Annotated in this window: 23 protein-coding genes; 11 read left to right on the top strand and 12 right to left on the bottom strand. The window is 59.9% G+C overall.

Features of this window, described 5'->3' with window-relative positions; all coding sequences use genetic code 11:
• Positions 1-136: 136 nt before the first annotated feature.
• From RJ40_RS03415 to RJ40_RS03405, 3 genes are all read right to left on the bottom strand, one after another.
• Positions 137-5,323, bottom strand: coding sequence for a hybrid sensor histidine kinase/response regulator (locus tag RJ40_RS03415; RefSeq protein ID WP_265581955.1), 5,187 nt, complete (start codon positions 5,321-5,323; stop codon positions 137-139).
• 178 nt (positions 5,324-5,501) lie between these two features.
• Positions 5,502-6,017, bottom strand: coding sequence for a DJ-1/PfpI family protein (locus tag RJ40_RS03410; RefSeq protein ID WP_265581954.1), 516 nt, complete (start codon positions 6,015-6,017; stop codon positions 5,502-5,504).
• A 401-nt stretch (positions 6,018-6,418) separates the two neighbouring features.
• Positions 6,419-6,646, bottom strand: a complete 228-nt coding sequence (locus RJ40_RS03405) for a hypothetical protein (RefSeq protein ID WP_265581953.1) — start codon at positions 6,644-6,646, stop codon at positions 6,419-6,421.
• Between the two features lie 80 nt (positions 6,647-6,726).
• Between RJ40_RS03405 and RJ40_RS03400 the strand changes: the two genes are divergently transcribed.
• The 7 genes from RJ40_RS03400 (at position 6,727) to RJ40_RS03370 (ending at position 13,092) form a co-directional block, all read left to right on the top strand.
• Positions 6,727-7,149: a PaaI family thioesterase gene (locus tag RJ40_RS03400; RefSeq protein WP_265581952.1), complete on the top strand. Its 423-nt coding sequence runs from the start codon at positions 6,727-6,729 to the stop codon at positions 7,147-7,149.
• Positions 7,150-7,277: 128 nt separating this feature from the next.
• A complete protein-coding gene (locus tag RJ40_RS03395) occupies positions 7,278-8,864 on the top strand; it encodes a CTP synthase (RefSeq protein WP_265581951.1) in 1,587 nt (528 codons plus the stop codon).
• A gap of 14 nt (positions 8,865-8,878) precedes the next feature.
• On the top strand, positions 8,879-9,796 hold the full coding sequence (gene guaA, locus RJ40_RS03390) for a glutamine-hydrolyzing GMP synthase (RefSeq protein WP_265581950.1): 918 nt from the start codon (positions 8,879-8,881) through the stop codon (positions 9,794-9,796).
• Positions 9,797-9,808: 12 nt separating this feature from the next.
• Entirely contained in the window at positions 9,809-10,948 is a 1,140-nt protein-coding gene (locus RJ40_RS03385; protein WP_265581949.1) for an aspartate aminotransferase family protein, read from the top strand.
• Positions 10,929-11,993, top strand: coding sequence for a histidinol-phosphate transaminase (hisC, locus tag RJ40_RS03380; RefSeq protein WP_265581948.1), 1,065 nt, complete (start codon positions 10,929-10,931; stop codon positions 11,991-11,993). The genes RJ40_RS03385 and hisC overlap by 20 nt, the downstream gene beginning before the upstream one ends.
• A complete protein-coding gene (locus RJ40_RS03375; RefSeq protein ID WP_265581947.1) occupies positions 11,990-12,502 on the top strand; it encodes an adenylate kinase family protein in 513 nt (170 codons plus the stop codon). Before hisC ends, RJ40_RS03375 begins: the two co-directional genes overlap by 4 nt.
• The gene (locus RJ40_RS03370) at positions 12,499-13,092 is read left to right on the top strand and encodes a CDP-alcohol phosphatidyltransferase family protein (RefSeq protein ID WP_265581946.1); all 594 of its coding nucleotides are present in this window, start codon (positions 12,499-12,501) and stop codon (positions 13,090-13,092) included. Before RJ40_RS03375 ends, RJ40_RS03370 begins: the two co-directional genes overlap by 4 nt.
• A gap of 461 nt (positions 13,093-13,553) precedes the next feature.
• On the opposite strand, the gene RJ40_RS03365 is transcribed toward RJ40_RS03370, so the two are convergent.
• The 3 genes from RJ40_RS03365 to RJ40_RS03355 form a co-directional block, all read right to left on the bottom strand.
• Positions 13,554-14,609, bottom strand: a complete 1,056-nt coding sequence (locus tag RJ40_RS03365; protein ID WP_265581945.1) for a hypothetical protein — start codon at positions 14,607-14,609, stop codon at positions 13,554-13,556.
• Positions 14,610-15,153: 544 nt separating this feature from the next.
• A complete protein-coding gene (gene fen / locus RJ40_RS03360) occupies positions 15,154-16,155 on the bottom strand; it encodes a flap endonuclease-1 (protein ID WP_265581944.1) in 1,002 nt (333 codons plus the stop codon).
• A gap of 30 nt (positions 16,156-16,185) precedes the next feature.
• Positions 16,186-16,500 (bottom strand): hypothetical protein, encoded by a 315-nt coding sequence (locus RJ40_RS03355; RefSeq protein WP_265581943.1) that lies wholly within the window; start codon positions 16,498-16,500, stop codon positions 16,186-16,188.
• Positions 16,501-16,556: 56 nt separating this feature from the next.
• Between RJ40_RS03355 and RJ40_RS03350 the strand changes: the two genes are divergently transcribed.
• Complete coding sequence (locus tag RJ40_RS03350; protein WP_265581942.1) at positions 16,557-17,465, top strand: presenilin family intramembrane aspartyl protease PSH; 909 nt, start codon at positions 16,557-16,559, stop codon at positions 17,463-17,465.
• Here RJ40_RS03350 and RJ40_RS03345 read toward each other — a convergent pair.
• A complete protein-coding gene (locus RJ40_RS03345) occupies positions 17,355-18,389 on the bottom strand; it encodes an NOG1 family protein (protein WP_265581941.1) in 1,035 nt (344 codons plus the stop codon). The genes RJ40_RS03350 and RJ40_RS03345 overlap by 111 nt on opposite strands.
• Positions 18,390-18,433: 44 nt before the next feature.
• Between RJ40_RS03345 and RJ40_RS03340 the strand changes: the two genes are divergently transcribed.
• The 3 genes from RJ40_RS03340 to RJ40_RS03330 all read left to right on the top strand — a co-directional run bounded on the left by RJ40_RS03340 (position 18,434) and on the right by RJ40_RS03330 (position 20,511).
• Positions 18,434-19,309 carry a CBS domain-containing protein gene (locus RJ40_RS03340; RefSeq protein ID WP_265581940.1) on the top strand — a complete coding sequence of 292 codons (876 nt, stop codon included), beginning with the start codon at positions 18,434-18,436 and terminating at the stop codon, positions 19,307-19,309.
• A gap of 660 nt (positions 19,310-19,969) precedes the next feature.
• Positions 19,970-20,179, top strand: a complete 210-nt coding sequence (locus RJ40_RS03335) for a histone family protein (RefSeq protein ID WP_265581939.1) — start codon at positions 19,970-19,972, stop codon at positions 20,177-20,179.
• Between the two features lie 80 nt (positions 20,180-20,259).
• A complete protein-coding gene (locus tag RJ40_RS03330) occupies positions 20,260-20,511 on the top strand; it encodes a PRC-barrel domain-containing protein (protein WP_265581938.1) in 252 nt (83 codons plus the stop codon).
• Here the strand turns inward: RJ40_RS03330 and RJ40_RS03325 are convergent.
• The 5 genes from RJ40_RS03325 to RJ40_RS03305 form a co-directional block, all read right to left on the bottom strand.
• Positions 20,493-21,191 (bottom strand): phosphoglycolate phosphatase, encoded by a 699-nt coding sequence (locus RJ40_RS03325; protein ID WP_265581937.1) that lies wholly within the window; start codon positions 21,189-21,191, stop codon positions 20,493-20,495. The two genes, RJ40_RS03330 and RJ40_RS03325, sit on opposite strands and share 19 nt — an antisense overlap.
• Positions 21,192-21,203: 12 nt before the next feature.
• Entirely contained in the window at positions 21,204-22,190 is a 987-nt protein-coding gene (radA, locus tag RJ40_RS03320) for a DNA repair and recombination protein RadA (protein WP_265581936.1), read from the bottom strand.
• A gap of 172 nt (positions 22,191-22,362) precedes the next feature.
• Entirely contained in the window at positions 22,363-23,673 is a 1,311-nt protein-coding gene (locus RJ40_RS03315) for an OB-fold nucleic acid binding domain-containing protein (RefSeq protein ID WP_265581935.1), read from the bottom strand.
• Between the two features lie 12 nt (positions 23,674-23,685).
• Positions 23,686-24,978: a diaminopimelate decarboxylase gene (gene lysA, locus RJ40_RS03310; protein ID WP_265581934.1), complete on the bottom strand. Its 1,293-nt coding sequence runs from the start codon at positions 24,976-24,978 to the stop codon at positions 23,686-23,688.
• Positions 24,975-26,123 carry an LL-diaminopimelate aminotransferase gene (locus RJ40_RS03305; protein WP_265581933.1) on the bottom strand — a complete coding sequence of 383 codons (1,149 nt, stop codon included), beginning with the start codon at positions 26,121-26,123 and terminating at the stop codon, positions 24,975-24,977. The genes lysA and RJ40_RS03305 overlap by 4 nt, the downstream gene beginning before the upstream one ends.
• Between the last annotated feature and the right edge of the window lie 33 nt (positions 26,124-26,156).

Raw genomic sequence — 26,156 nt, 5'->3', positions numbered from 1 at the left:
GTCCTGGGGCAGCGCCCCCGGTGCAAGCATGCGGGAAGGCATGTCGATCAGAAGATCTCTTGAACAATTTTCAATCGCGTATGCTTGAGCCAAGGGTTCATGTCTGATTCAACAAAGAAAAAAAATGGTTGTTGCCTTAATGGCCGAGGAGTTCTTGAAGGGAACGGCTCAGTTCTTCGAACATGTAGGGTTTCCCGATACTCCCATAGAACCCGTAATTGCCGGGATTTTTGATGATCGGGTCATTGAGATAACCGCTTGAGACCAGGACCCGCACCTCGGGGTCAAGGTGCTTCAGTTGTTTCAGGGTTTCGAGGCCCCCCATCTTCCCGGGTACCGTCAAGTCGAGGATGACTCCGTCGAAGGGGGTGTTTGCCTCCTGGGCTCCGGCGAACCTGGCCACCGCCTCCTCTCCGTCATGGGCCGTTGCGACTGTGTAGCCGAGGTGCCTGAGAATGTCACTTGTCGTTTCCAGGATCCCGACCTCGTCGTCCATCAGGAGGAGAGAGCCGGACCCGCCCTGCGCAATGACTGCGGGTTTCATCTGCTCACACGCATCCGTTGCCGTTGCAGGAAGATAAAGTGAGAACGTCGTCCCGATCCCCGGCTCGGACGCGACGTCCATCCATCCGCCGTGGTTCTTGATGATCGGGAGAGCCATCGCCAGTCCGATCCCTGACCCGTGCTTCTTGGTGGTGAAGTATGGGTCGAAGATACGGCCCATGTGCTCTGGCAGGATCCCCACGCCGCTGTCCTCCACCGTGACCCTGACGTAGCGCCCCTTCGGGATCGGGATGGGGTCGCTCCCCGAGACCTCCACAGGGCCGGCGCCGATGGTCACCGTCCCTCCCTCGGGCATTGCCTGGTCTGCGTTGATGATGAGGGCGTGGAGAACCTGAAGAAGCTGGGCGGCGTCGCCCATCACTGGCATCGGCAGCGGTTCAAGAGCGAACCGGCACTTGCACTTCGAGCCGCGCAGGGCATAACTCGCGGCCTCGCGCGCCAGGTCGGAGAGATCGACCGTATCCTTCTCAGGTTCGGAGAGGTCAGAGAAACTGAAGAGCTGGCGGGTGATGTCGCCTGCCTTCATCGTCGCCGTCTCCGCCTCGGTCAGTCGCTGGTAGACAAAGTCGTCGGGTGCGAGTTTCATCTTGGCCAGGTTGATGTTGCCCATCACCGAGGTGAGGATGTTGTTGAAGTCGTGGGCAATTCCGCCTGCAAGTTCTGAGAGAGAGAGGAGTTTCTCGGTTCTGACAAACTCCTCCTCAGCCTTCTTCACCAGGGTGATGTCCCTGCCCACCACCTGATACTCGGTGACCGAACCGTCCGGGGCGAAGATGGCCCTGACCGTCCACTGGTGCCACCGCTCCTCCTGGTTGCTGCACTTAACCCTCCCGTCGAGGGTGACACTCTGCCGTCCGGCGCGCAGTTGCTCCTCCAGCGAGGGGAGAAGGTCGGCGAACCATGTGGGGAGAATGGTGTCGAGGGTTGTGGAGAGGAGTTCGTCTCTGGAGAGACCAAATGATCTGCAACATGCCTCGTTGACAAAGGTCAGATCCATATCCGGCTTGAAGCGGCAGATCCATTCGGTCTGGTCCTCGACCACAGCGCGGTACCGTGCCTCGCTTGTTCTAATCTCTTCTTCCATCCTCTTGCGTGTGGTGATGTCCTTGGCAAGGGTGACGATCCCCTGGGGATGTCCCTCCCCGTCCCTGAGGGTACGTGCATTCCAGAGAAGGATCTTCTCCTCTCCGTCCCTGGCGCGGACCGTCACCTCCAGATTCCTGAAAGTGTCATATCTGGTACACTCGCCCCGCACCACCTCCAGAACCTTTGCCCTGAGCCTTGAATCCGGGACAAGACGATCCCAGATCTCTGCACCACCGACGACTTCGTCTCTGGCATACCCGGTGACCTCCTCGGCCGCCTGGTTCCAGACCGTGACCCGCCCCCCGGTATCCGTGACAGTGAGAAGCATCGTGGCGTTCTCGATGATGCTTTCCCTGAAGGTGCTGAGCGCCCTGATCTCCTCCTCAGCCCGTTTTCGTTCGATTATTTCGGCACTGAGCCGCTCGTTCGTCTCAGTCAGTTTCTTCGTCCGCTCGAAGACGATCTCTTCCAGGTGCGAGCGGTATCTTGCCAGTTCATCCTCGATCTCAGTCCGCTCGGTGATGTCCATAAAGGAGAACATCATGCAGAGCGGGTCTTCCTCCTCGTCGGTGACCATGCTTGCCGAGACACTGGCATGGAACTTCTTGCCCCCTTTCTTCTTCCCGACAAGTTCGCCCATCCAGCCGCCGTCTTTCTCGATCCGTTCGAGGATCTTCCCGACCTTCTTCTTCGGCTGCCAGAACCTCTCAAGGGGCTTGCCCGCCACTTGCTTGACCTCGTCATATCCCCAGAGTTTGAGTGTCGAGTTGTTTGCAAAGACCAGGTCTCCTTCCAGATCGGTGATGGTGATCGCGTTGATCGATGAGGTGATCGCGCTGTCCATCACCCTGAGGGCCTCCTCGATCCGCTTGCGCTCGGAGATGTTGATTGCAGAACCGATCACCTCCACATGGTTTCCCTCTTCGTCCCTGGTCACGCGCATTTCGAAGTGGAGCCACCGATATTTCCCGTCCTTGTGACGCATCCGGAATTCGAGAATTTTGTGTCCCTCTTCAAGGAGTTCAGGGAATTCTTCGTCCTGGATCCGGCGACGGTCCGAAGGGTGGAGGGTGGTCGTCCAGAATGTCGAGTCATAGATCACCTCCTCGGGTTCGTAGCCGAGGAGTGAGATGATGTTCTCAGTCACATAGGTGATCAGGCCCATGCCTCCGCCCCGCTCTCTGGGTGGCTCCAGCGAGAAGATCGTGACCGGGCTGGAGGAGAGGATATGCTGGAGGCGGGATCTGGTCGACTCGATTTCCATCTCAAGGAGCCTCCTCTGGAGAGCCACCGAAGAGAGGTGTACAAAGGTCTCGATTGTTGATATGGCCTCCATATAGTCGTCGTCTCGCCGGACCACGATCGCACATCCGAAGAGATTGTCACTGCGTGCGATCCCGACCACGTGCACCGAACCGGCGGTTCCGTTCATGTATGTCTCGGCAGCGCTCTTTACCTGCCCGATGAAGAGTGGCGAAGTGGTACCGCGCTCAAGAGGTGTGAGTACGCCGGCAAGCAGATCTTCGTAGAGTTCCTCGGGAAGGGGCAGGGTCATCCCCATGCTGCCGCGTGCCATGGAGTACAGGCGGGGATCTCTGTCCTCATCGATTCCCGAGACAGCCCTGACGATGATTTTCTGTTCGAGGCTGTCGTACTGCGCAACAAAGACCAGTGCCTCGTCGAAGAAACTGCAGAGATGTTCGCCGATGAACCGGTAGATCTCGTCTTCAGGCGGGAGGTCGACGAAGCCCACCGCTGCATTGGAGAGGAAGGAGAGTTCCCTGACGTACTGAGTCTCCCGCTCTTCAGCCAGTTTGCGATCGCTGATGTCCCGCATCACCCCCATAACGCCGACTGTTGCATCCTCCTCGGCGTCGCATAGGGAGTTGATCCGCACCTCCGCCCAGAGTGGACTGCCGTCAGCACGGAGTGCTTCGATCTCAAGCGCTTTTGAACGACCGGTCTCCGGCCCGGGCCCCCCGCCCGGCGCCAGAACTTCAATGGCGGCGTCACGGAACCGTGCAAACGAGCCCGGGGTGAGCAGGTCTGCTATAGGCCTTGATATTACGTTTGCTGGCGGGATCCCGGTGATCCTCCCGACTGAGGGACTCACATAGGTGAAACTGAGGTCAGGATCGAGGGTGAAGATCACATCGGTTGCGTTCTCAGTGATGAGCCGGTAGCGGTGTTCGCTCACCCTGAGTTCATGATCGGTCTCTTTCTTTGTCGTGATATCCACCAGAGAGATGATCGAGAGGTCGGTCCCTGGTATGAGGGAGACATTGACGATGAGATCCCTCGGAGAACCGTCTTTCGCATAGGCGCGGCATTCATAGGTCGTGGGGGTGTTCTCGGGATCACTCAGCCGCGCCTGGTGGAAGTGTCTGACCATGTCCTGGTCGTCTTCGTCCGCGCACGAGAGCCAGCACATGCCGCCCCTGATCTCGGCCTCGGTATATCCAAACATCCGGAGGAATTCCCTGTTGACCATGAGAATCTCCATCATGGGGCCGAGGAGGAAGGAGGCGGTGCCGGTCGTCTCGAAGAGGGTCTGGTATGTGACCTGGGAGCGTTCGGCAGATTCCTGAGCCGTCCTGTTTCTGAGATAGAGGGTGATCTCGTCGGCTATGGTGAGGAGGAAGAAGGATGGAGCTGAGGGGTTCTGTTCTCCTTCATGGTGCCAGACCGTCACCTCACCACACCGGCCGTCGCCGGTATCTATTGGAAGTGAAGTTCGTGTCCCTTTCTCTGTTTCTCCTGCCGACACGGAGAGACGACCGGGCACTGAAATATCGACTGCGTGGATCCAGGGGACCGACCTCTCGATCATCTCCGCCCCTCGCAGGAGTGTCTCCTCCTCCGGGAGTTCCTCGTTGTGGAGGAGGTGCACGAATTTGTACAGGCACCGCATCTTTTTTGCCCGTTCGCCGGCCTTGAACCAGTCCTCATGCCATACCCAGAGAACTTCGGCGAGCGTGCCCTCGTCTGTGAAGATGCCGTGAACGATCCACTCGCTATCTCCATTCTCTATCGAGAGCCGTGGCTCCTGTGGTGTGAGGTTATGGAGCGCACCTGTGGCCCGTGCGGCGCTCTCAGGTGGGAGAAGGTCAGGGAGAGAACGACTCTCTTTCTTTTCTGTACTGAAATAGTCGTAGAAGGCCTTGTTGGCGGAGATTATTCTGAGGGTCGTGTCGGTCGTGCAGCAGGGGGCTGCGGATGACGAGACCAGTGCGTGATGTTTTTTTTCGCCGATTTTAATACGTTTCTCAGCCATTTTCCGCTCGGAGATATCTCGGAAGAGGTCGACCCGCATCCCTTTGAGCGGCCCGCTCCTGACCAGGTGACTGGAATATGCCACCCCGTGGGCCCCCGGTCCTGTGAGTGTCCATTCACCCCCGTTGATCTCCCGGTCCTTGCGATACATCGACCCGACCAGATTCAGAAAACCAGTCTGATCCTCGAAGAGAGGCGAGAGGTCCGACTCCAATACCTCAAGGGCGCTGCGCCCTGCGAGTCCCTCTGCTGCAAGCCCGAAGAGTGTGCCGAAGACTTCGTTGGCATAGATGATCGAGCCTTCCTGGTCGATGAGCAGGACGCCGTCGCCTGCCTGATCCATGGCCAGGGAGAAGAGAGAGATTTCAGAATCCGGGGAGTTTGACTTTGAACTTTCCAATGTATACCAGCTCCCGCGTCCAGATAGGTTTTGATGACCAGCAAGACATATATGCCTTCTGTAATATGCAAGTCCAGAGATGTTGTGAATCAGGACGGCATGCCAACAGCGAATTATATTCTCAATTGGATAAAAATTTTGGGCCCGGTTCCCCCATGTATGGGGTCTGCCGATTTATTTATCTGGAGAGGGCCGAGAGAACGGCCTCTGCGAACGACCCCGCGACCGAAGGTCCGTTGGCCGTTACGACCATTCCGTCGGTGACGACGCTCTCTTCCACGAGTCTGGCCCCGCCCCGTTCCATCTCATATATGGAGGCGGGGCTCCTGAAGACCGTTGCATTCTTCCCGTCAAGGACACCGGCGCGTGCCAGGACGGCCGGAGAGAGACAGATCGCAGCGACAACCTTCCCGGCCTTTGCACATCCCTGCACGAGTTTTTTCAGGTCGGCATCGGTCCAGAGATAGTCCTGCGACCCGATGCCCCCAACGACCACGATGCCGTCGTACTCCTCGGGGTTCAGGTCGGCGAAGGCGGCCGTCGCCTCTGCCATCGCACCGACCATCCCCTGGCAGGTGCCGACCCTGGTGGAGGCGACCACCGTCTCGACTCCTGCCTCAGAGAAGATCTTCTGCGGCACCTCGAATTCTTCGTCGCGGAACTTGTCAGGTGCAATTGCGAGTACGAGTTTCATAGCAGTAGTTGGGGGAGCGTATCTCATAACTTTATTCTTGTAATGAGGGGACGGGACGCGCAGGTCTGCTCATGAGTTCGTCCTGAATGCTCTGGAGGGAGGGGGGCGGATACTCTTCATGACCTGGCGCAAACATGAATCAATTACCCTCCCCATGTTCTCGCCGGGGTCGCGGCCCCGGATCCCCGCGCGAAGATTGAGGTGGGAAAGCCACGCTTGAGATCCCAATGAGAACATCTCTCAAGACATATCCTTGATCACTCACGACAAAACAGCGAACGCAAACGCCAACCTTTGCCGCCCCTCAACTATCCTCGCCGTGGGGGTGTCTCCCCTGGATCCCCGGGATTGTGATTGGGACGGGAAGGCAACGTTGGAGATCCTGACGAGAGCATCACCGTTCACTGGTGGCCGCGCAGGTGGGGTCCGAGGGCCGTGCCGGAGCGGTAATTCTCCGCGATTGCAAGGGCGGTCTCGCGCAGTTCGCCGTGCTCGCTGAGACATGAGTCCGGTGGGGGCTGTTTTCTGAGGATCTGGGAGGTGTTCTCGGTGATCTGGATCAGTTCGGTTGCGATGACGGCATTGAGCCACAACAGGTCTCTGAGCATTTCCTTCTCTTCGCTGTCCATGTTGAAGAGAAGGAAGTCCTCCCATATGGTATTTTTCCCCGGTGGGAAGAGTTATGCGGGCCAGCGGTGTAAACAGAGGCATGGGTTACCTTGAAGAGATCAAGGCCAGGGGTAGGGAGGCCAATCCATTCTTTGGCCTGATGGGTATCGACCCTGTCTCGTATGGGGACGGTCGGGCCGAACTCTCGATGACCGTCAGGCCGGAGATGCAGAACGGGGCTGGCTGGCTGCAGGGCGGCGTCTACACTGCCCTGGCAGACGAGGCGATGGCCCTGGCCATCATCACCCTCCTCCAGGAAGACGAACGGATCGCCACCATCTCCGAGACGACAAGTTTCTTTGCGGGCGTGCGGGACGGGACACTCAGGGCCAGAGGCGAGGTAGTGAGAAAAGGACGGCGCATCGCCTTCGCCGAGGCAGAGGTCTCAGATCCGGAAGGGAGGGTGCTTGCCAGGACCACCGCATCGTTCGCGGTGATGGGACCGAGGGGGAGAGCGGATTGAGAACCCTGATATCCGGGTCAAATGAGAGATACATCGATATTCCTTCGGCCAGAAGGCCTCTCTCCACTACAACTATAATCCCATGATGAGATAGATATGGGTACGACGATATCCGCGGGGAATTTGTTTTGAAGTATATATTCGTTACTGGCGGCGTAATGAGTGGCCTTGGCAAAGGCATAACGGCGGCATCGATCGGGAGGATCCTGAAGAACCGTGGCTATCAGGTCACGGCAATCAAGATCGATCCCTATCTGAACATCGATGCGGGCACCATGAACCCTGCACAGCACGGTGAGGTCTTCGTGCTCAGCGACGGTGGCGAGGTGGACCTTGATCTCGGCAACTACGAGCGTTTTCTTGACATCGAGTTGACGAGCAACCACAACATCACCACCGGCAAGATCTACAAGAGTGTCATCGAGAAGGAACGGCGGGGCGACTTCCTGGGCGGGACCGTTCAGATCATCCCGCACATCACCGACGAGATCAAGGCCTGCATTACCAGGACGGCCGAGGAGTTCGAGAACAACGGCCACCGGGCAGAAGTGTGCCTCGTCGAGGTCGGCGGTACGGTCGGCGACATCGAGTCGATGCCCTTCCTCGAAGCGGTGCGCCAGATGCGCGGCGATCTCCCGGCGCACGACACGGCCCTCGTGCATGTGACCCTGGTGCCTGCCGACACGATGGGCGACCTCAAGACCAAACCGACGCAGCACTCGGTCAAGGCGCTGCGTGAACTCGGGCTGCGCCCAGACATGATCGTCTGCCGGAGCGACCGGGTTCTTCCCATGCACTCGCGCCGCAAGATCTCCGACTTCTGTGACGTCCCGCTCAACGCGGTCGTCAGTGCGGCCGATGCCCCTGATATCTATCATGTCCCGATGGAACTTGAGAAGGAAGGGGCTGCCAACGTCGTCCTCGACCTCCTTGATCTGGAAAAGCGTGGTGTGGACGCCGAGTGGTATCGCACCGTCACCGAGGACTACACCAATCGGGTGACCATAGGGATTGTCAGCAAGTACGGGATCGAGGATGTCTATCTCTCGATCAAGGAGGCTCTCAAGCACGCCGGCCGCTCAATCTCTGCCGAGGTGTTGATCAAGTGGCTGGATGCGGAGAGTTATGAACCTGCAGAACTCGCTGAAGTGGACGGGATCCTGATCCCCGGCGGCTTTGGCCAGCGGGGGGTATCAGGAAAGATCTCCGCGATCCGATATGCCAGAGAGAACCAGATTCCCTTCCTCGGGATCTGTCTGGGTTTCCAGATGGCAGTCGTGGAGTTCGCGCGTGATGCCCTTGGCTATGAGGACGCGATCTCAGAGGAGTTCGGCGAGGGCACCCAGGTAATCGCTATTCTCCCCGAGCAGGAGGATGTGACCGACCTCGGGGGGACGATGCGTCTTGGGAACTATCCGGTCGACGTGGCGCAGGGGACCAGGGCCTGGAGCCTCTACCAGAAGAAGGATATCACCGAACGGCACCGTCACCGCTATGAGGTGAACCCCGAGTATATCGAGGAACTGAAAGAGGGGGGGCTGGTCTTTTCAGGGACGAACGGGAACAGGATGGAGATCCTCGAACTCCCCTCCCACCCGTTCTTCTTTGCAACCCAGTTCCACCCTGAGTTCAGGTCCAGGCCGACAAGGCCGTCTCCGCCGTATGTCGGGTTTGTGAAGGCGTGCATGGAATACAAGAACCAGAAACACCAGTAAAAAGAGGTTGAGCAATGGTCAAGGTAGAGCAGTTTATCGAGCGCGCAGTCGAGGAGATCAAACAGAAGGCAGGGGACGAGAAGGTCGTCGTCGCCCTCTCCGGCGGTGTGGATTCCTCGGTCTGTGCGATGCTTGCGGCGCGGGCGATCGGGGAGAACCTGATCCCCATCTATGTGGACACCGGCCTGATGCGCAAGGGCGAAAGCGAACGGATCTGTGAGGTCTTCTGTGACCTGGGCGTGAAGAGAGTCAATGCCGCCGATGAATTCTTTGCGGCGCTGAAGGGGATCACCGATCCTGAGGAGAAGAGAAAGGTCATCGGCGAGCGGTTCATCAGGATCTTCGAGCGTGAGGCGAAGGCCACGGGAGCGAAGTACCTCCTCCAGGGGACGATCTATCCTGACCGGATCGAGAGCGAGGGCGGGATCAAGAGCCACCACAATGTCGGCGGCATGCCCCTGGACATGATGTTCGAGCAGGTGATCGAGCCCCTGCGCGACCTGTACAAGGACGAGGTGCGTGACGTCGCCGGTGGTCTGGACCTGCCGGCCGAGATCCAGCACAGGATGCCCTTCCCTGGCCCTGGACTTGCGGTGCGGGTGCTCGGCGAGGTGACCCCCGACAAGATCGCGGTCGTTCGTGAGGCGAACGCCATCGTGGAGGACGAACTCGTCGAACGCTACCAGCCCTGGCAGTGCTTTGCAGCGCTCCTCGGCCGGGGAACCGGCGTCAAGGGCGACATCAGGTGCTTCGGCTGGGTCGTCGCCGTGAGGGCGGTGAACTCGCGCGACGGCATGACCGCCGACCCGATGGAGGTGCCCTTCGACGACCTGGTCAGGATCGCCGGGCGGATCGCCTCCGAGATCGCCGAGGTTTCGAGGGTGGTCTACGATATCACCCCCAAGCCCCCTGCGACTATCGAATACGAATGAGATGATGACAGTATGGAGTTAGCAGAGAACTACCGGGAACTGGACGCCCGGTACTATATGCCCGCCTTCTCGCGCACGACCGAGATCGTGCGCGGGCAGGGGGCCCGCCTCTGGGACGCGGAGGGGCGCGAATATATCGACTGTGTCGCGGGGATCGCGGTCTGCAGCACCGGCCACTGCCACCCGAAGGTGGTGGAGGCGATCTGCAAGCAAGCGCACGAACTGATCCACTGCTCGAACCTCTTCTATGTGCCGCACCAGGCAGAACTTGCCGAGAAGATCGTGGAGATCTCAGGTCTTGTCGGGGGGAAGGCCTTCTTCTCCAACTCGGGTGCCGAGGCGAACGAAGGGGCGATCAAACTCGCCCGTCTCGCCACCGGCAGGAAGAAGTTCATCTCTTTCACGCACAGTTTCCACGGCCGGACAATGGGGGCGCTTGCCGTCACCCACAAACCGGCGATCCGGGAACCTTTCGAGCCTCTTGAGCCTGCATGCACCTTTGTCGAGTACGGCAATCTCGACGCCCTTGAGCAGGCGTTCGACGACGATGTTGCCGGCGTGATCGTTGAGAGCATCCAGGGAGAGTCGGGTGTCATCCCAGCGCCAGAAGGTTTCCTCGAAGGGATCAGGGAGTGCTGTGACCGCCACGGCGCCCTGATGATCATCGACGAGGTCCAGACCGGGATGGGAAGAACCGGAAAGTGGTTCTCCTTCCAGCACACGCAGGCGCAACCCGACATTCTCACGATGGCCAAGGGGATCGCAAGCGGTTTCCCCATGGGGGCGCTCGTCGCCCGCAAGGGTCTTGAGTTCAAGGGGGGCGAGCATGGGAGCACCTTTGCCGGCGGGCCACTTGCCTGCGCCGCTGCACGGGCGACGATCAGCGTGATCGAGGAACTTCTCCCATCTATCCCGGAGAAGGGCGCACGCTTCGCCGAGGGCCTTGCCGCCTGGAAGCCCAGGCAGGTGGGACTGATGATCGGGTTCACGGTCGGCGAGCGCTGTGCCGAGATGCAGCAGTACTGTGCTGAGCACGGCGTGCTGATCAACTGTGCGGCCGATGGGAACATCAGGCTCGTGCCGCCCCTTGTCATCACCGACGAGGAGATCGACGCGGCCGTCGGTGTGATCAATGAGGCGCTCGGTCGTTAGGCGGTGTTACGCTACAGCAGGCGGTTACGTCTTTGCAAAGAGCGCGGAGGAGATCGCGCGCGAGCAGGGGCTCTCCAGGGTGGCGCGGCTTGCCAGCAACGAAAACCCTGCCCCCCCTTCTGACGCGGTGGTCGCCGCGGGGCTTTCGGCTCTGAAGGAAGGGAACCGTTACCCGGCGGCCCGGCCCGCGGCGGCGACGGATGCCCTCCGAAGGCTTCACGGCGACCATGCCTTCCTCCTCGGCAATGGCATGGATGGGGTGATCGAGACGGTCGTGCGCACCGTGGTTGAACCCGGCGACCGGGTCGTCATCTCCACCCCGACCTTTTCCTTCTACAAACTTACCGCCGCCGCGCAGGGTGCGGAGGTCGTCGAGGTTCCGCGGGAACCCGACTTCTCGGTCGATCCGGAGCGGTTTGTCGAGGCCTGCCAGGGGGCAAAACTCGCCTTTCTCTGCACGCCAAACAACCCGACCGGGAACATTGTTCCCGTTGATGTGGTCAGGGAGATCCTGGACGGGACCGACTGTCTCCTCTTCCTGGATAATGCGTATATCGAGTTCTCTGACGTGAACTACCGTCCGCTGATGCGGGAATACGACAACCTCATCGAGGGGCGGACGATGTCCAAGGCCTACTCACTTGCCGGTCTGCGCTTTGGGTATGCCTTCGTCCCCGCATGGCTTGCGCCCCATCTGGAGCAGGCGGCCACGCCTTTTGCGGTGAACAGCGTCGCCCTTGCTGCGGCGGAGGCGGCGCTTGCAGACCAGGCACACATTCATGAGGTCGTGGCGCATGTTCAGAGATGGAGAGAACGCTTTATGGCCGAGATCCCCCTGCCGGTGACGCCCTCTGAGGCGAACTTCGTCCTCATCGACGTGGCGCCCCAGAAGGGGGACGAGGCGATGGAGCGACTTGCAGAGGGAGGCGTCGTCGTCAGGTCGTGCCGGAGTTTCCCCGGGCTTGAAGATCGGTATATCAGGGTCAGCATCGGTGCGGACTGGGAGAACGAACTCTTTCTTGAGAAGGTCGGGGATCTGTTATGATGGTCGGGATCACCGGGACGCCGGGCACAGGAAAGAGCACGGTCGCAGAGGTGCTTGCCGACCGCGGCCGCCGGGTGGTGCATGCCACCGAGACGGTCGGGCCGTTCGTCCTCGGTGATGACCCTGAGCGAGACACTATGGTCGTAGACGCCGAGGCATGGGCGGCGGCCTTTGAACCGGTCGACGGGGTGGTGGAGGGCCATCTCGCCCACCTCCTCCCCTGTGATCGGATCGTGGTGCTCCGCTGCCGCCCCGATCTCCTGGAGGAGAGACTGGCAGCGCGCGGTTATGCACGGGAAAAGGTGCGGGAAAACGCGGAAGCCGAGGCCCTGGACGTCATCCTGATCGAGACGCTGGATCTCTTTCCCGCAGAGCGGGTGCTTGAGGTGGACGTCACCGCCCTCGGCCCTGAGGAAGTCGCCGACCTCATCGAGGGCTTCATGGACGGCACGGTTGCCCCGTCTTTCGGAACGGTCGACTGGTCCTCCTATCTCATGGAGGGGCTATGACCCTCGACCGCCTCCGCCCCTATGTCGCCGGTCTCCTCAACCCCGCGATCGCCGGGTCAAAACGTCTCGGGCTTACGCCGAACTTCTTCTCGGTCGGTGCGCTGGTCGCGGCCTTCGCGGCGGGCGTCGCCTTTTACTACGGCGAGGTCGCCTGGGGTGTCCTGCTGGTAGCGGTCAACGCCGTCTTCGACGCCCTCGACGGAGCGCTCGCCCGCGAGCTTGAGATCGCGAGTCTGCGCGGTGATTTCATCGATCATGTCTCTGACCGGTACGCCGATATCGTCATCATCACCGGGATCTTTGCGGGCGGTGCGGCCTCATGGCAGGTTGGCGTCTTTGCCCTCACGGGTGTGCTGATGTCCTCGTACATGGGCACCCAGGCCCAGGCCCTCGGGGTGGGAAGGTACTATGGCGGGATCCTGGGCAGGGCCGACCGTCTGGTGCTCCTCATCATCGCCGGTGTCCTTGACCTCGTCTTTGCGGCGCCGGTGTACGGGATGCCGTACCTCGGATGGCTCCTCGTCATCTTCGGGGTGCTCGGGCATTACACCGCCCTGCAGCGGATCGTCTATATCTGGAAGCGACTCTGATCCACCCTTCTTTTTTTGTTGTGTTGAATTTCTGTTCTGGTGTGTACATCTGGCGCGGACCGTGCTCCGCACCGGCGCGATCGATCAGGGGAGAGATGATGATCCGACGTGCCGCCCACAATCGCAGACTCTTCACCGTCGTCTCGATCTCGCTCACGCTCACGCTCGTCAGCGAAAGTCTACGGCTTTCTCGACTCCCTCCGGTCGTCCCCCCATGGATGATATAGGCGGAGGCGGCACGATACTTGATATCTGTTCGTTCCTCAGTCACAAGGAGAAGGATCAAGGATCGATCCTTCCACGCCCTGGAGATCTGCTCTGAACGATTTTCATCCGGGATGCTTAAGGCGGGCACTAGACTCGTGCCCGATTTATTAGAGCCGAAAAAATGATTCAGGGGAGTACTCTGTTTAGGAGATAGGAGTCGGAACCTCCTGTCACTGAGCCCTCTCCCCTATGGATCACCGACGCCCGGAGACCGGGAAGAGGGCGGTGCCGGAGGCAAGAAACCGTAGATTATACTCATCAATTTTTTCAAGGGGAGTGACATATTCAGCCAGGAGAAGATAACCATCGTCTGTCGTGACGATTCCTCTGCCCATGTCTATCCCGGGATAGCCGCTGGTCTTCTGCCCACGGAGTTCTCCGTCAGGACCGAAGACCATGACAAGGGAGTCGGTGACAGATTCAGTGAAGGGGGGGCACGTGCGATTGTACGAGCATGTCCCGAAGGCGACGATCTCGCCGTGCGAGCCCTCGACTAACCCATCGATCGTTGCCGGTTCCAGCTCTTCATACTGCCGCTCCCAGATGATGGAGCCGTCAGGATCCATTTTTATCAGGGTCTGGACCCACCTATGGTTGTGGAGCACGCTGCCGGCAACGACAAAACCGTCTTGCACAGGGAACGCGGCTGAGAAGTCATGTGGCCATCTCTCTACAGAGAGCACGGTGCCATTCGGGTCGGTCGTGATACGCGAAGATGTGGTGATGATGAAGAGCGTGTCATCTGCGTCTGCGATACCGGTCACACAGTCCCAGATATCACCCCGGGAAACGACACAGGAGGTCTCAAGGACTGGGACGCCGTCGGCGTCGAGATGACTGAGATAGATCTCGCTCTTCTGGTTCTCTTCAATGCTCTGGTTGTCCAGATTACCTGAAAAGACGAATCCGCCGTCAGCGGTGCAGGCGATCGCCAGGATTTCTGAGTCATCTTCCCACGTGTTCACACGCTCCCACTGGAGCGTGCCGTCATCGACAAATTTTGTGACCCAGGCTTTCCTCTGGTTGCTGCCGGCGACGACCCACCCGCCGTCAGGGGCTGAAACGGCGGCACGGGGTCTGCCGTCCATAGAGGTAGTCCAGCAGGTTGAACCGTCCGCTCCGGCCCGGGTGAGGATGGTTGCGGAGGTCGGATCATCCTCCGGCAGGTAGGTGACCGCGTTGACGACCTGGAGGTAGCCACCGTCCTCTGCCGAAAGGAGGGCGACCGGGATGAGGTCGACGGAACTCATCGGTGCCCTTTCCATGAATTTTGGGGCAGAATCCGGCAAAGAGGGTGACGCGCTGGCCGTGGGGCTGATAGATGTGAGAATAAGTGTCAGAAGGACGAATGAAGCGATCAGACGCATAGAAATCATCTGATGTATGACTTGATATATTTAGGGCTTTGAAGAATCTCAAGCATACGGGGAGAAAATTTTTCTGAGGAGATCTTCTGGGTGTGGAAGAGTCCTTGATCCTCTCCCTTGTGATGGTGTGATGAGCGTGAAAACCGCTGTGGAACCGCCGCCTCATTGCCGCCCCCACCCATCCCCTCATCGTGGGGGGGGACAAGCGTTAGCGAGTTCGAGAAGGCCCGTAGGGCCTTCGAGTCCGGGGGGTATTCGCCTCCAGGCGCGAGACGGAGGTGAAGGTTCTGTGATGGGGGTGCCGGTATGATCATCACGCCTTCTCCCTCCACCCCCTGATCCGCGAAGATTGGGGCGGGAAGGCTGCGTCCGAGATCCTCCATCCCCCCGGAAAAAAAATTCACCGGGACCAAAAAAGTTCAGACCCTCAGAACCACGCGTCCAGCGTCTTCTGCCCGGCCTTCATCCCCAAACGCTCAAGCGCGCTCTCGACTCTCGCTTCCGAGAATGCGTACTCCTCGCAGAGCATCTCCACCACCCCATCGGGCGCCGGACTCTCCCAGGAGAGACGGTAGTCTTCGGTGACCGGCGGGTCAAGGAAGAAATTGCGGATAGGCTCGGGGTCGAACTCAGGGGCCTTCTCCCGAATCGTCCCGACGAACTTCCCCTTCTGCACGATCTTCAGGGCTGTCTTCGGCCCGATCCCCCTGATGCCGGGGTTGAAGTCGGTCCCGACCAGGATCCCGATCTCGACAAGCCCCTCGCGAGTGACCGAGAGTCCCTCCAGAACACTCTGGAGGTCGTAAGTCTCGGGCCGCACCGTCACCGTCCGGCCGCGCATCTTTCGTTTGCCTGAGACCGTGAGGTTCCTGACCAGATGCGGCGCTCCAAAGAGGAGGGAGTCGTAGTCCTGCGAGGCCGCTGCGTTGACATCGCCCCGCTGTGCCATGAACGCCGCCTGGGCCTCGCCCTCGCTCGGCGCCTGGACACAGGGGATACCCATCAGCGAGAGCAACCGTTTGGCCGACGAGATCATCGCCTCGTCGATCTTTGCCGAGGCCCTTGCCTGTTTGTAGGCCTCCTCCCGGTCGCCGCGCGCAAGCGCCTCTTTCCACGCCTCGCCTGCGGCGTCCCGTACTTCCCGCCGCTTCTCGACCGTCGTGCTCTTCAACTCCGGCGGCGCGCCGTCGAAGACATAGACCGGCCTGACCCCTTTCTCCAGAAAGTTGACGTTCCTGAAGAAAAGCCCCGATAGATGGGAGGTGACCCGGCCGTCCCTGTCCATCAGCGGGGTGCCGTCAGGCTGCCTGATAATGGAGAGGAACTGGTAGAGTGCATTGAAGGCATCGACTGCCACGACCCCCCGCATCTCTTCGAGGTCGGTCTCCTGTCGGTAGTCCTTGATGATATCTCTGAGTGCAACGCCCATGGAAGGATCACAAAAACATTGTGTGGTCTTTTATCGGTACATCCTGCGAGTGATCTCGCTCACTGTCGTATCGATATGCTGGACAGTGTTATCATATTTCTGTGCCATGGTATGGGAAAGTTCCTCCATGTTCACCCTCATCGTCCGCTCGCGCGCAATGACACTCTCCTCAAGCCGCCAGACCTTATAACCAAGGGAGAGAAAGAGTCCGCCGAGAGAGAGCATCATCAGCGTCGTTGCCACGGCCATGGTCAGATCCTGCCAGACCCGCCAGACCAGCGTGAGGGTGGAGACCACAAGGATGATGGTGAGAACGATGTCGACGAGGACTTCTCTGATCTCCATGCTTTTAGATAATAGAATACCATTAATTAACCTAACGATATTAGAAGAGGTCTGCAATGGATATCAGGAATAACATCCCTCTGTTGGTGATGCCGATCATGCTCCTCCTTGTGGAGGCTGTCGGTATCGTTCTCGCCCTCCCTATGCAGGCGGCCGGTGTTGTCGCCTTCGAAGATCCCTCATCGGTCGCAAACCCCTTCATCTTCATCGCCCTCCTCCTCGGTTTCACCCTGCTCATGCTCGTCCTCATCAAACTCGGGGGCAAGCGGGTGATCCTCGGGCTCGTCGCCCTCTCGGTTTTCCTCACGCTTTATTTTGTATTCTGGAGCATTGGGGTTACTGCGCTCAGCCTTTCGGCACTTGGGCTTCCTTTCGCCCTTGCAGGTGCGGCGCTCGGGACCGCCCTCCTCTTCCTGTACCCTGAGTGGTACGTCATCGACACCCTCGGCATCCTCATCGCCGCGGGCGTCGCCGCGATCTTCGGGGTCTCCCTCGCCATTCTGCCGGTGATCCTCCTCCTCATCCTGTTGGCGGTCTATGATGCCATCTCGGTCTACAAGACCAGACACATGCTTGCCCTTGCCGAGGGGATCATCGAACTCAAGACCCCTATCCTCTTTGTAATTCCCAAACGGCGGAGTTTCTCGTTCCGGCGCGAGGGAATGGACCTTGGAAAAAAGAAAGACGAACGTGGGGCCTTCATCATGGGTATGGGGGATCTGATCATGCCCTCGATCCTCGTCGTCTCGGCCCAGGTGTTCCTCTCTGAAGTGACGGTGCTGGGCCTCTCGGTCCCTGCGCTCGGGGCCATGGTCGGTTCGGTCGCAGGGATGGCCGTGCTTCTCCACTTTGTTTTATCTGGACGGCCGCAGGCAGGGCTCCCACCCCTGAACGGTGGGACTGTCCTCGGTTTCCTCCTCGGGTGCGTCCTCGTCGGGGCGTGGGGTTGGCTCCCGATAATGTGAAAGGACAACCTCGAGCACTTCTTTTACTCCCTTACCGGTCTGGGCCGACATGGAATATTCAGCCTCGCTTTCTGCACCGAGGTCGGCCTTGTTGGCGACGATGAGCATCGGCACCTCCACCCTCACCCTGGCCCTGATGGCTTCAAGGAGACGGCGCTGGTCTTCCATGGGGTAACCGCAATACTCGCTCGGGTCGAGGATGAAGACGATCAGGTCTGCGGTATGGATGATCGCCGATATCGCCTGCTCCTCGATGGGGTTTCGCTCCTCTTCCGGACGGTTGAGCAGTCCGGGTGTGTCAACGAACTGAATCCGCCGGCGCCCCTCGTACCGGTGGCCGACAATCACCCCTTTGGTCGTGAACGGATATGAGGCCACCTCAGGTTCGGCTGAGGAAACGCGGGTGATGAACGAGGACTTGCCCACGTTCGGGTAGCCGGCGATGACCACCGTAAACTCGTCTTCCTTGATTTCGGGGAGTTTGCGGAGGACATTCCTGGCCTCGTTGAGGAAGTGCAGGTCGTCGTCGATCTGGTGGACGATCGAGGCGATCCTGGCCACCGCCCGCCTCCTGATCGTTGCGGTGTCCTCTGCCTTCCGGATCCGCGGCCCTCCGTGCTCCCAACCCATCCGCTTGGTATGCATCGCCGCCCAGCCTACATTCCCGAGCGCCATCTTCAGCCGTTCAATCCCGAAGAGCGCCTCGACGGTGTCCACGTAGAAGGGTGGCTGCTCCTCGAAGATCGGGAACGACTGGATGATGTGGACGAGGCGGTCGTGGACCGCACTTGAGACAGCCCTGACAAAATCCTCGTTCGCACGATCTTTGTTCGTCTTCATCTGCATTTTTTTCGCAGCACGCCGGAAACTGCGGTCCAGTACCTCGTCTGCAGTCGGAACAGTTGGTATTCTTTCAAAATCCACAGTATCCACAACCAAGATATTTATGAAGAGTCTCTAATTCTATTATGGATTTGTCCCTTATCCAGAAAGAGATACTCATCACTCTCATCACCCTATACCATCAGCACTCGCGCGCGATCAAGGGCGAAGAGATCGCTGAGGTTCTCAAACGCAATCCCGGTACGGTCAGGAATCAGATGCAGTCCCTCAAGGCACTTGGACTGGTCGACGGAGTTCCCGGGCCGAAGGGAGGGTACAACCCCTCGGCACAGGCCTACGCGGAGCTCAACATTGGCGAGTACGAGCGCGAGTACATAGTGCCGATCTCCAGGGGCGGCATTGAAGTCGAGAGTGTCAGCGTATCTGAGATAGATTTTACGACACTCTGTCATCCGGATATCTGTCATGCCCTGATCAAACTCCTCGGAAGCGTCAAGATCTTTGATATCGGCGACGAGATCACCGTCGGTCCGACGCCGGTGAACAAGATGCTCATCAAAGGAGAAGTATTTGGCAAAGATGAGGCACAGAGTTCCCTGCTCATCTCGATCGGCGAGATGATCTCCCTGCCCAAAAAATCGGTCAGGCACTATATGAGTTCGCCACTCATTTCCCTTGCTCCCACTGACACGCTCAAGGACGCGGCCTCGATCTTTGCCAGACGCCATATCCACGGCGCCCCGGTGATGGACGGGGACGAACTCCTCGGGATTGTCACGCTCAGCGACCTCGCCAAGGGCGTCGAGCAGGGGTTCGAACCCTCGTCCCTGGTGACGAGGGCGATGACCTCCGACGTGGTCAAGGCTGAAGCAGATATCAAACTCTACGAGGTGATCCGGCGCTTTAAGGAGAAGGAGATCGGGAGACTGGTCGTCGTCGAGGGCGGTAAGCCGATCGGGATCATCACCCAGACTGATATCATCAGGGTCTTTCTCCTCTGATCTTTTTTTGCCGGAACGTATCCGGAAGCATCCGGGCTTGAACACCTGTCTGGATTGAAGCGTAGTTTTCCAGGAATTTTGGTTCTGTAGGTCGTGTAGAATCGCTCATGAAGCGAGAGCACGCCTCATGCCTGATAACTATGAAAATGATCTTCCCAGGAGAGGGTTTGGGGATATGCTCTCTGCCGATCACAATGCGGGGGGTAGGGGCAACGCCTTCCCGCGGGAGATGTTGAACGGCGCACCATCCCACCAGACCCCCCCGGGATGGTGGCCCTGACTTCTCCCTGGTGCCGGGGGTCTGAGGGTTGTGGGTCCGGTCTGATCCAGATGTCCCTTCTTTCGCGTGATGTCGGTGATATCTGGGTATGGTCTGAGGGGGCTTAAAATCAGTAAAGGATTGATATAATCTATTTTTATTTCTGCCCTCTCTGCCCCTGACCGGTGCGGTCGGTCCTCTCCACCAACCACCCGGCTGATGAGTATGTCCTGCCTGAAGACCCTGACCGCGACCCATGAACATCCAGATGGGTGGCATGAAAGGGTCGTCACCTGATTCAGACACCCGCAAGTATAAATAGGGGTATTCACATCAATGGATGTGTTATTTCAACTCTCCTAAATGCAATGAGGCAGGGTTGACCGAGGAGATGAAGAAGAATGAGTGAACTACCTATTGCCCCGGTTGGCAGGATTATCAAGAACGCCGGTGCTGAGCGCGTCAGCGCCGATGGGAGTGAGGCGCTTGCTGCGCTCATGGAAGAATATGGAACTCAGATGGCGAGGGAAGCGATCAAACTCACCAGGCATGCCGGCCGCAAGACTGTGAAGGCGGTCGACATCAAGATGGCATCTGAGATTCTCAGGTGAAGGCCCGCAGAATTCTGCGGAAAAGCAAATCTCCCTTCTTTTCAAAGGCTATATATATTTACGAAACGCACCGAAAAACCATGAATAAAATCTTCTCACGGAGTCTTGCGCGCAAGCAGGTGATGAGCAGCGATGGTATGCTCGTCGGCCAGATCAAAAACCTGCTGGTCGACCTCGACAGCGGTGAGGTGATCGACCTGATCGTCAAGCCGGACCAGACCTTTGACCCCTCCGGGTACCGGATGGACGGTGAGATGATGCTTATACCCTTCGAAGCTGTCAAGGACGCTCGCGACTATATCGTCGTCGACCGTTATCTCTCCCGAAAGTAAGGGCGATATTTTCTGACGATCTCGACAAAGCCTTCCCCATACTTTTTTTCTGCAACATATTCGGCAGCAGCCATCGGACCCGGCACGGCGTTGCCCACGACGGCCCCGACGCCTGCGCGCCTGATCATCTCGGTATCGTTCTCCGAGTCCCCTACCGCCAGGAAGTCGTCGGGTACGAGACCCATCAGGGCTGCGAGTTCTGAAAGGGCCGTCCCCTTCGAGACTCCGTTGTACTGAAGGTGGATCGCAAAGCCTGTGTCGATGGTCCTGACCGGCATATCGGCGATGATCGCTGCGGTCTCCGCCGGGCTGACCGTGCGGGCGAAGGCTATGTCGGCGAAACGGTTTTCCGGGGAATAAAGGGTGAGAGTTTTGCCCTCTTCCGCAAAGTGTTCCTCGATACGGCGGTACGCCTCCCGGCAGATATCCTGGCGGCCGGCGACCTGGAGTTTGCCGTCGAACCGGTGACGGTATACCCCACCGTTCTCACCGATGATGCTCCCGTCGGTCCCGATCATCTTGCAGAGGATGTCCAGGGAACAGGTGGTGTTGCCGCTTGCAAGCACCACCGGAATGCCGGCGTCCACCAGGTCACGGATAGCCTCGATGGCGGCGGTGGAGATCCGTCGCCTCCGGTCGGTAAGGGTTCCGTCCAGATCGGTGACGACCGCCTTGAACACTCCTGACCACCTTCAGATTTTGAGCCCGCCTTCTTCGACGACGAACGCCGCCTCGCCCTCGGGCAGGTTCGGGCTGTCCACCAGTTTTGCGATCCGACGACCGCCCTTGCTCTTGCGGAGATACAACCTGAACTTGGCGGCGTGACCGACGATGTTCCCCCCGATCGGCTTGGTCGGGTCGCCGAAGAAGACACCAGGGTTGGACTGCACCTGGTTGGTCACCAGGACCACGGCGTTGTGTTCCTCAGCCAACTTGGCCAGGTCGTACATGTGCCGGTTCAACTTCTGTTGCCGCACCGAGAGGGTGCCCCTGCCCGCGTACTCGGCCCTGAAGTGGGCGGTGAGGGAGTCGACGACGATGAGCCTGACCGGGTACTCGGACTCTTTCAGTTCATTTGCGAGGTCGCGCGCACTCTCGACCAAGAGCATCTGGTGGTCTGAGGTGTAGCCCTTGGCCACATGGATGTGTTCGAGGAACTCCTCAAGAGGGGGTACCTCGTACTCCTCGTCCTCAAGTTCGAGGCCCTTCACCATCTGCTCGACACGTTCGGGACGGAAGGTGTTCTCGGTATCGATATAGACACACGAACCGCCCAACCCCCCTAACTCCTCGGGGAGATAGGCGTTGACCGCCATCTGGTGGGCGATCTGGCTCTTGCCTGATCCGAACTCGCCGTAGACTTCGGAGATGGACTTGGTCTCAAATCCGCCGCCGAGGAGATCGTCGAACTCAGGGACGAAGGTCTTGAGTTTTTTGACCTCTTTTCTCTCTTCAAGGACGGCAATCCCGGTCTTGAACCCGCCGATGTCGGCGAGTTCGCGGGCGGCCTTGATAACTTTCTTCGCGCTTGACTCCCCTATCTCCGCCGCTTCGGCGAGGTCGGCGGGTGAGGCCGTTGCGATGCTCTCAACTGTTGCATAACCTGCTTCCCTGAGTTTGTCGGCCGTGGTCGGGCCGACGCCAGGGAGGTCTTCAAGATCCAGCGAACCAGAGGACATGATTTATTTCACTCCATTTGATATGTGGTCTCACACCCGCAGAAGAGGTGCGGAAAGCCGGGAAAATACACGCGAGATGGTGGTCTCCGGGCACACATATCATTTTCGCACCACCCCCTATAGTCTCCTTCCCGTGTGCGGTGTGAAAGTGAACGTCCGGGTGAGAGGGAGGTCAGCGTCCCTTCCTCTCACCGATTTGTACAGAGAGAGCATCCAGACGGTGCTCCAGGGACATGCGTCTGATCACGGCAGGTTCGATAGTGAAGGGGGTGATCAACCGCCCCTTCAGGACGCCGTCCACCCGCACCTCCTGGCCGGGGAGGAGGTTGCAGGAGAGGAGAAAACTATCGTGCCCGTTGTCGAGGGTCATCCCGAGGGGAGAGGGGACGACGGTCCCTTCAAAAGAGACTTCGTTCTCCCGCACGTGCGGGAGTATGAGCAGGCTCCCGCGCCCGACCGAGACCTCGACCCCACCGTACCGTCCCTCCTGGGCGCGGGCATGATAGACCTTCACCTCGTCGCCAGGAGCGAGTTCTTCGAGGGCCTGGTCGCCCCAGAGGACAAGGCGTATCGTTCCTGACGCGTCGGCAACCTCAAGGTTCCGCACCCACGACCGCTTCCCGCTCCGGGTCACAAACCCGTGCGGCGCCTGCACTGTCGTGACCTTTCCTGCCACTGAGACTGTCTGGCCAGGCCGCACATCCTCCGCCCTGGTGATCAGGACTTCCATAGCCTCGGCGACCGGTTCGATGCTCCCCCCCTCGCCGAGGCTGAACTCGGTTCCTGACTCCTGGCTCCGGCCGCCTGGCCGTGTGCCGATGATTCTGACCGAGTCGCCGGGAGAGATTCCGGCAAACATCTCTGGTTCCCAGCATACGAGCCTGGCCGTCCCGGTCTCGTCGCCGATCATCGCCGGGACCATCGCCCCCACCGAACCGTCCCGCCTGGAGAAGGTCTTCTGCTCCTCGATGGCCAGCACCCTCACCACCAGGTCACCGGTCCCGACCGGCGAGGCGCAATTCCGCTCGGTGTCGAGGGGGCATTCGATGGAGACGCTGGACTTTCGGAGGGCCATGGCCGAGAGGCTCCACCCGTTCCTGCCCGAGAGCCGACCGATCACCTCGATCACCTCTCCTTCCTCGACCTCGGCCACCGCCCCGGCCTTCTCGTCCCAGAGCACGACCTCGATCCTGCCCGTGGCGTCGCCGAGGAGGAGGGTGGCGCGCACACCCTGGTCGCCGTCGGCACGCGTAAACTCCTCTGGCTCACCGACCCTGAGCACCTTGCCAAAAAAAGAGAAGAGCGAAGGGCCGGCACGGATCTCTGCAATCCGCAGGTGTTGCCTCCCGCAGTCGCCGACGACCAGGAGGGCTGCGGCGTTCTCATCAAGCAGCCCCCCGGAATCTTTCATCCGGTCCCGAACCCGTTGTTCAAATTCCTCCCGGCTGATGAGGTCGTCGACGAGGGCGTAGTGAAAGTGCACTCCCGTCGCTCCTCAGTCCTGCCAGCCAGGCTCCTGCATTGCGGCAGTGACGTCGTCGAGGTTCTCGGCGCGGCGCATCAGGGCGTGCTTCCCGCCGCGCACCGCCACCTCGGCGCAGCGCGGCCGGCTGTTGTACTGCGAGGACATCGCAAACCCGTAGGCCCCGGCGTCCAGGACGGCGACGAGGTCCCCGGCCTCGGGCGCGGGGAGGTCGCGGTCCTGGGCCAGCAGGTCGCCGGTCTCGCAGATCGGGCCGGCGATCGTGTAGGTGCCGTCGGCCGGTTGGTCCGCTTTGTTGGCGACGACGACCTCGTGGTACGAGTCGTACATCGCCGGCCTGACCAGGAGGTTGAAGCCCGCGTCGACGTTCACGAAGGTGCGGTGCGCCCGTTTCACCGAGTTGACCCGGGCAACAAGGATCGAGGAATCGCCGACAAGCCAGCGGCCGGGCTCGACCCAAAGGGCCGGGTCGATCCCCGCGTCCCTGATCCCCTGCAGGAAGACCGGCATCACGGCGGCGGCGTACTCCTCGGGGGTCGGGGCCGAGTCGGTGTCGTGGTGGTACGGGATCCCGAGGCCCCCGCCCACGTCCAGAAACTTGAGGTGGGCGCCGAGGTCGGTGACCTCCTTTGCGACCTCGACCATCACGCCGGCCGCCCGCGCAAAGGGTTCGACCTCCAGGATCTGGGAGCCGATGTGGCAGTGGATCCCGACCGGGTCGATATGCTCGCAGGCTAGCGCCTCGGCATAGGCCCCGACGATCTCTTCTGCCGGGATCCCGAACTTGCTCGTCTTCAGCCCGGTGGCGATCTTCGGATGGGTCGGCACCTCGAGGGCCGGGTTGACCCTGAAGGCGATCTCGACGCTCTTTCCGGCCTCGGCGGCGGCCGCCTCGAGTTGACGGAGTTCGTCGACCGAGTCGACCGAGACCCGCACGCCCTTCTCGACGGCGAGGGCGAGGTCGCCTGGGCTCTTGGAACTCCCGTTGAAGAGGAGACGTTCGGGCAGCATCCCGGCCTGCAGGGCAAGTTCGAGTTCGCCTGACGAGAAGACGTCGGCGCCTGCCCCCTGTTCGGCAAGCGCCCGCATCACCGCGAGGTTGCCGTTCGCCTTGGCCGCAAAGAGCACCTGGACCGCGGGGTAGTGGGCGGTGAGTGCCGAGGTGAACCGTTTAAAATTTCCGACGATGCGGTCGAGGTCGGTGACGTACAGCGGCGTGCCGTAGGTCCTCGCAAGGTCGACGATATCGCGGCCGCCGAGATAGAGGTGACCACCTTCGACGGTGAGGTGAGACGGGAGTTTCACAGGGCCACCCTCCCGATCCGCTCTACGGCTTCCTCGATCCGCTCCACCGACCTGGTGATGGCGAAGCGCACGTAACCTTCGCCGCTCTCGCCAAACCCGACTCCAGGCGTGACGACGATCCCGGCTTCGTTCAGGAATGTTGCCGCCGTCTTCATGCAGTCCTCGACCGGCATCCAGACATAGAAGGTCGCCTTCGGGGCCGGAACATCGAAGCCGACCTCGCGCAGTCCCTTCACCAGGGCGTCCCGCCGCTCCTGGTACACGGCGCAGGCGTCGGCGACGCACTGCTGGGAACCGGTGAGCGCGGCGATCCCGGCGTGCTGCACGGCGTCGAAGACCCCCGAGTCGACATTGGACTTGACCCGCGTCAGGCCGGAGAGCACCTCGGGGCTGCCGACCGCCATCCCGATCCGCCATCCGGTCATGTTGTAGGTCTTGGAGAGGGAGTGCATCTCGACACCCACCTCCTTTGCCCCGTCCGCCTCCTGGAAGGAGGGGGCTTTGTAGCCGTCAAAGGTGATCTCAGAGTAGGCGTTGTCGTGGACGACGACGAGGTCGTGCTCACGGGCGAACTCCACGACCTCGTTGAAGAAGGATATGGGTGCGGTTGCGGCCGTCGGGTTGTTCGGGTAGTTGAAGAAGAGGAGCTTTGCCCGCTTCAGTACGTCGGCCGGAATATCATCGAGGACCGGGAGGAAGTTGTTCTCTGCATGGAGTGGCAGCAAGTGGGTCTTCCCCTCGGCAAAGAGCGTCGAGGTCTTGTAGACCGGGTAGCCCGGATCGGTGGCCAGGACATAGTCGCCTGGATTGACGAACGCCTCAGGGATATGGGCGATCCCGTCCTTTGAACCCATCAGGGCGACGACTTCGTTGCCCGGATCGAGGGATACCGAGAAGCGGTTCCGATACCACGTCGCGACCGCCTCCTTGTAGGCGAGCATCCCGTCGTAGGCGGGATAATGGTGGTTCTCAGGGTTCTGGACTGCCCTGACCATCGCCTCGACGATATGATCCGGCGTCGGGAGGTCGGGGTCGCCGACGCCCAGGTCGATGACGTCAACGCCTTCGCTCCTTTTCTGGGCTTTGAGTGCGTCGATTCTGGCAAAGAGGTATGGTGGAAGGTTATCCAGTCTCTGCGAATACATCGTTCTACTTATCGCGTGGCAAGGATAATTAAG

This window comes from Methanofollis aquaemaris, from assembly GCF_017357525.1.
GTDB classification, from domain to species: Archaea; Halobacteriota; Methanomicrobia; order Methanomicrobiales; family Methanofollaceae; genus Methanofollis; species Methanofollis aquaemaris.
This window is presented reverse-complemented; position numbering and strand designations above follow the sequence as displayed.

Bases quoted from the DNA above. Each gene is read 5' to 3' on its own strand.
- RJ40_RS03410 (WP_265581954.1), bottom strand. From the start codon at position 6,017: ATGAAACTCGTACTCGCAATTGCACCTGACAAGTTCCGCGACGAAGAA.
- RJ40_RS03405 (WP_265581953.1), bottom strand. From the start codon at position 6,646: ATGGACAGCGAAGAGAAGGAAATGCTCAGAGACCTGTTGTGGCTCAAT.
- RJ40_RS03400 (WP_265581952.1), top strand. From the start codon at position 6,727: ATGGGTTACCTTGAAGAGATCAAGGCCAGGGGTAGGGAGGCCAATCCA.
- guaA (WP_265581950.1), top strand. From the start codon at position 8,879: ATGGTCAAGGTAGAGCAGTTTATCGAGCGCGCAGTCGAGGAGATCAAA.
- RJ40_RS03385 (WP_265581949.1), top strand. From the start codon at position 9,809: ATGGAGTTAGCAGAGAACTACCGGGAACTGGACGCCCGGTACTATATG.
- hisC (WP_265581948.1), top strand. From the start codon at position 10,929: ATGAGGCGCTCGGTCGTTAGGCGGTGTTACGCTACAGCAGGCGGTTAC.
- RJ40_RS03375 (WP_265581947.1), top strand. From the start codon at position 11,990: ATGATGGTCGGGATCACCGGGACGCCGGGCACAGGAAAGAGCACGGTC.
- RJ40_RS03370 (WP_265581946.1), top strand. From the start codon at position 12,499: ATGACCCTCGACCGCCTCCGCCCCTATGTCGCCGGTCTCCTCAACCCC.
- RJ40_RS03365 (WP_265581945.1), bottom strand. From the start codon at position 14,609: ATGAGTTCCGTCGACCTCATCCCGGTCGCCCTCCTTTCGGCAGAGGAC.
- fen (WP_265581944.1), bottom strand. From the start codon at position 16,155: ATGGGCGTTGCACTCAGAGATATCATCAAGGACTACCGACAGGAGACC.
- RJ40_RS03355 (WP_265581943.1), bottom strand. From the start codon at position 16,500: ATGGAGATCAGAGAAGTCCTCGTCGACATCGTTCTCACCATCATCCTT.
- RJ40_RS03350 (WP_265581942.1), top strand. From the start codon at position 16,557: ATGGATATCAGGAATAACATCCCTCTGTTGGTGATGCCGATCATGCTC.
- RJ40_RS03340 (WP_265581940.1), top strand. From the start codon at position 18,434: ATGGATTTGTCCCTTATCCAGAAAGAGATACTCATCACTCTCATCACC.
- RJ40_RS03335 (WP_265581939.1), top strand. From the start codon at position 19,970: ATGAGTGAACTACCTATTGCCCCGGTTGGCAGGATTATCAAGAACGCC.
- RJ40_RS03330 (WP_265581938.1), top strand. From the start codon at position 20,260: ATGAATAAAATCTTCTCACGGAGTCTTGCGCGCAAGCAGGTGATGAGC.
- radA (WP_265581936.1), bottom strand. From the start codon at position 22,190: ATGTCCTCTGGTTCGCTGGATCTTGAAGACCTCCCTGGCGTCGGCCCG.
- RJ40_RS03305 (WP_265581933.1), bottom strand. From the start codon at position 26,123: ATGTATTCGCAGAGACTGGATAACCTTCCACCATACCTCTTTGCCAGA.